Raw genomic sequence first — 2,300 nt, 5'->3', positions numbered from 1 at the left:
CATATAGAAGTCAATAAGATCGTCAGTTCCATCAAGGAGCTACAAAAAAGCAAAAAAGCCTTTGCCATAGACAACCAATCGACGGGCTATGATCTGGCACACGGTTTTGGTACCGCAATGGGTTTAACAGTTGGACAATATGCGCTTGATGTTCGGGCTTACGATAGTAACGGCGAGTTGTCGGGCAACGTGCTGGTTAGCAAAACCAACGCTGACTTAGCGTCACTCAACCTGACGGGCGGACTTTCCAGCTTTACAGGCACTCTGATTTTAGAAGCGATCCCTTTTTAAGTAATATACTCCATGAAAAAAGCACTAAGTATTCTATTCTGCTTTCTGTCTGTTACGGCGTTTTCGCAGTCCTATCAGCAGCAAATCAATTCATTGAGCACAAACAAGCTCAATGCATCCACTTACAATAGCTATACGACAGCTACAGCTAATGCTATAGCAGGAATTATCAGCAATATCAATTCGGCAACCCTCGCAAATCAGGCGATCACGACTGCGTTCAACAATTTTACGCTTGCTCAGCAAACGAAGGACAATACGCAGGATGCCGCGTTAGCCAATCACGCCGGGAATAGCAGTAATCCGCACAATGTCACAAAAGCGCAGGTTGGGCTAGGCAATGTGCCTAATGTGGATGCGACACTGCGGAGCAATCACACAGGTACGCAGGCCGCAACAACAATAGTTGAGGATGCTACGCACCGATTTGCAACAGACACGGAAAAATCGACCTGGAATGCTAAGTACGGCACAACCGACACGACCGCCACGGTAGTAACGAAAGGGTATTTAGGGCCAAAGCTTGGCAGCAAGCTTGATATAAGTACCTACAACACGAACCGGACTACCGACCAGAACGCAACCACAGCCGCGCAGACAACAGCTACTAACGCCTTAACACTAGCCCAGCAACTAACGCCAACGCTGAACGCGGAGACGACTACGTTTTACAATCGGCTCCTAACGGCTGGTGGGGTTATGGATGCCGCGACGGTTCAGGCGGTGGATCGACTGGTTAGTCGGGCTAAGATAGGTGGAATCTGGACAAAGGCGGTCGATGTGGGCTTAATGGCAGGGCAAAACAGCGCAGCCGCTAGGGTTAAGCTCGTAGCCGCTCCTGGTACACCGACTTCATATTCAGCAATCAATATGGTTGAAAGCGATTACAACCAAACCAGGGGATTTTTTCTGTATAGTAACAGTAACAAATACCTCAGTACCGGACTAGTACCCGCTTCGGTTGGGGTGACCTCCACGTCCATGACAATGGCGGCATTTATCCCGGACGGAACGAGCGGCTCGAACAGTGGGGCACTAGTGGGCGATAACCCAGCTTCGGGCGATGTAAGTGTTTTTGTCAACTCCAATCAGCTTGGCTTCCTATCAGCACTCAGCAATTCAGGCGCGGGAGGGCAAAGGGTGCAGCTGATGAGTTTCAACGGCTCCAACGAATATGGCTACACTAACAATATCCTATCCTACTCCTATACGGCTTGGGGTGGAGGTGGTTACGCACTTAATTCTGAGGTAACTATCTTCAAATCTACCCGGAACGGAGTGGTCTATTACCAGACGGGCTCGATTGGTGGCTGGTTCGTCTTTTCTGGGTTAACCCAAACCGAGTCAGCTCTATTAAGCAGTATCATTACTGATTTCTATAAGCAGATCGGACGAATTTCGCTCGTCGGCGGCGTGGTGGTCTATTTTGGTGATAGTATAACGGGTGGAGTCGGCGGAACCACCTCGACGCGATGGAGTTCGGTAGTTGCCCGCCAGATCGGTCAGCGCGAAGTGAACGCAGGCGTCCCATCATCTGCGTTTCGAGGAAATACGGCTAGTATCGTGGGTGGTTACAATCGTTACACGGACGCGCTGGCTATTGATGCTAACACGGTCGTGATGATGTACGGAACCAACGACCTGGTAAACGACGGGATAGCATCCTTTACGGGCACAGCGAGTAACCTAACAGACGTAACAACTAAAACTAGAACGGTAATACAAAACGCGAAGGCGTACGGACGGAGGTTGATTATCTGCTCCCCTCCCTACTGTTATACCAGTTCGGCTGTTGGAACGAAAGTAAAAAACTACCTCGAAGCCTTCAATTCTGCCTGTAGCCTGGAGGGCGGGGTGACGTTCGTGGACTGTTATAATATTTTTCTGGACACGGGGTCGCCGGATAGCTATATGAATGATGCGTTGCACCCCAATACGGCAGGACATGCCTTAATTGCTCAACACGTCATCGCGGCCTTTCAGGGGCGAATTTTTCGCGACGCTCCCCT

2 protein-coding genes are annotated in these 2,300 nt (G+C 50.0%); both read left to right on the top strand.

The features are described 5' to 3' along the window. A partial coding sequence (locus BGO59_RS12235; protein WP_293683912.1) for a hypothetical protein occupies positions 1-291 on the top strand: 291 nt, incomplete at its 5' end. Between the two features lie 12 nt (positions 292-303). Further along, a partial coding sequence (locus BGO59_RS12230) for an SGNH/GDSL hydrolase family protein (RefSeq protein WP_293683911.1) occupies positions 304-2,300 on the top strand: 1,997 nt, incomplete at its 3' end.

Source organism: Spirosoma sp. 48-14 (assembly GCF_001898575.1).
Classification (GTDB): Bacteria; Bacteroidota; Bacteroidia; order Cytophagales; family Spirosomataceae; genus Spirosoma.
Note: the sequence above shows the minus strand (reverse complement) of the source record. Positions and strands in the feature narration are given on the sequence as shown.